The sequence below is a fragment of the Thermogutta sp. genome (genome assembly GCF_039793925.1).
Taxonomy (GTDB): Bacteria; Planctomycetota; Planctomycetia; order Pirellulales; family Thermoguttaceae; genus Thermogutta.
Genome location: NZ_JBAMME010000363.1, coordinates 1 through 2,105, shown reverse-complemented (window position 1 = coordinate 2,105; position 2,105 = coordinate 1). Strand labels below are relative to the sequence as shown.

Sequence of the window (2,105 nt, the reverse complement as noted above, 5' to 3'; positions counted from 1 at the left end):
TCTCCACCAACCCGGGGGACGTGGTCCTGGACGCGCTGGCCGGGACGGGGACGACAGCCGTGGCCGCAGCCCGGCTGGGGCGGCGATATATCGCCATAGATATTGACCCGACCTATTTAGCGATCACCCGAGAAAAACTGGCTCGGGTGGAGATGTGAGGGGATCGGGTCCGTCCTCCGGTGCCCCGGCCGCGCTCGCACCAAAACCCGTCCAAAGCCGATGGCGCGAGGCGTTCGCCGCCGTCCGTGGAGAGGGGCGCCAGGCGCTTCTCCACCCTCGGACGGACAGCCACACCTCCGTCACAGGGTTTGAAGTGCCATGTGGGCAGCCTCCAGAAAATCGATGGGGGAGACATCAACGGTGTATTTGGCATGTTCGGATGCTATCCTGATGGTTCTGCCACTTCCTGCCAACCGGATACTCAGCAAGGGCAACTTCAATATCCCCACACAATATATGGCTCCCTGGCCATCAATCTTCGCCCATTCCCCGTTCTCGTTTTGGATCTCCAGATGATCGGGGCAGAGCGACAGGTAGGCGACAGGGTACCGTCCCTCTTGCACCCTTTGCATCATCGCCCGACAGAAATCCAGACGGGCGAGGGTAACCATTCCCCCAATATCCATCGTTCCCGGGCCACCAGGGCCGCCGGGGGAAAGCTTCACTCTCACCGTTTGCCCCTTTAGGGCATTCAGGATGCGGGCCACCCAGAAATCGGAATCCCCCACACCTTCCTCTACTTGCAGGGTCTCCTTGCCTTCTGTAACCATGGCCGAACCGTTGCCCACGGTGACGATCCACCCATTGCCTGTTTCTTCTACTGCTCCGATTGCTTGCAGGATGTCAGTGACCGGTTCGCTCGACATTTTCCCTCCTTTATACCTGGTCAAGATGCCCTGAATGGGATTATAGCAGAGAATACAATTGCCCCTGAGAGGCTCATCTCCCAGGGGCTAGGATGAGAATGGCGGCCGACAACTCCCATCCGACACAGAACCTCGCTACAGCGAGGTTCTGTGTCGTTCTCGGGTGGAGGTTTAGCGACCGAGGCCGCTGGCGATCTGGGAGAAGACTCGGCTGACCTGGGTGCCCAGGATGGTGAGAATGGAGATCACCACAATCGCCACCAGCACGAGAATCAGCGCATACTCCACCAGGCCCTGGCCTTCCTCGCGAGGCATGAACAGCATGTTCCTCACCTCCTTTCTTTTCAGGATGTGGGTATCAATCTGCCCCGAAGGTGGGGAACGGATGGAGTGCCACCCATTCCCCTTCCGGAATGTCTACAGGCTCGTGGTCCCTCGCGACGATTCGCGCGGGGCCCCGGCAGCAGACAGCGCATACGATTCGGTCCCTGTAGTCCACCGCGACCGGGGCAGCTGCACGCGGTGATTCTGAGGCTTCCCGGCCTGGAGGCAACAGAATATGATTGAAGAAGGTCTCGCCTCCGGACCAGGTAAACTGGCGGAGGATCGCAACAGGTGGAATCAGATCGAGCCTCCCCTGGCGGATCATCGGGGTGAGATCATCGATCTTGAATGCCCGATTGTCCTCGCCAGCCAGCAGAAACACTGGCTGGCGGAAATGGTATCCGGCCAAAACCGGCCCGAGTACCTGTACAGGGGTGATGGGATGAAAATCCGGCATGGCCGAGCCCAGGAAAGCCGAAATCCGCTCTAAAAGCGGCTGGAGGAGGAAGGTTGGTGTTTCCGTCCGGATCCACTGACCCTGAAACGGTCCTACTGGCCGCCTCGGGGGTTCGAAGTCTTCGGGGACGAAGCACCGCCCCTGGATGACGAGTCCATACCGCGTTCCCAGCACCAGAACCAGTCCGCTGGGGAGCGGGGAAGGAGCTTTCCTGAACTCAATGCGCTGATGCGAGCGCAGCGGACTGCACAGCCCATCCGCCCGGATTTCGACCTCCCCCACCTGCAAGGTCAGGGAAGTGCAGGTGGCAAGGGATTGAACCGTTCGCTGAAACAGCTGGAATTTAACTCCGTCCATCGCTCTTTACCTCCTTGATGGGGTTTCGCTTTTCTACAGCTATACTGCCACTCCAATCCTGTTCGGTGGAAGCAGGACATCAGCAAGGGAGTCTCGGAACC

At 59.4% G+C, this 2,105-nt stretch carries 4 protein-coding genes; 1 reads left to right on the top strand and 3 read right to left on the bottom strand.

Annotated features, from left to right (window positions below):
• On the top strand, window positions 1-158 hold a 158-nt coding region (locus ABJK56_RS19715), incomplete at its 5' end, for a DNA methyltransferase (RefSeq protein WP_347246403.1).
• 141 nt (window positions 159-299) lie between these two features.
• On the opposite strand, the gene ABJK56_RS19710 is transcribed toward ABJK56_RS19715, so the two are convergent.
• The 3 genes from ABJK56_RS19710 to ABJK56_RS19700 form a co-directional block, all read right to left on the bottom strand.
• Entirely contained in the window at window positions 300-866 is a 567-nt protein-coding gene (locus ABJK56_RS19710) for a hypothetical protein (RefSeq protein WP_347246402.1), read from the bottom strand.
• Between the two features lie 171 nt (window positions 867-1,037).
• Window positions 1,038-1,190 carry a Flp family type IVb pilin gene (locus ABJK56_RS19705; RefSeq protein WP_347246401.1) on the bottom strand — a complete coding sequence of 51 codons (153 nt, stop codon included), beginning with the start codon at window positions 1,188-1,190 and terminating at the stop codon, window positions 1,038-1,040.
• 34 nt (window positions 1,191-1,224) lie between these two features.
• Window positions 1,225-2,004 (bottom strand): hypothetical protein, encoded by a 780-nt coding sequence (locus tag ABJK56_RS19700; RefSeq protein WP_347246400.1) that lies wholly within the window; start codon window positions 2,002-2,004, stop codon window positions 1,225-1,227.
• Window positions 2,005-2,105: the final 101 nt, after the last annotated feature.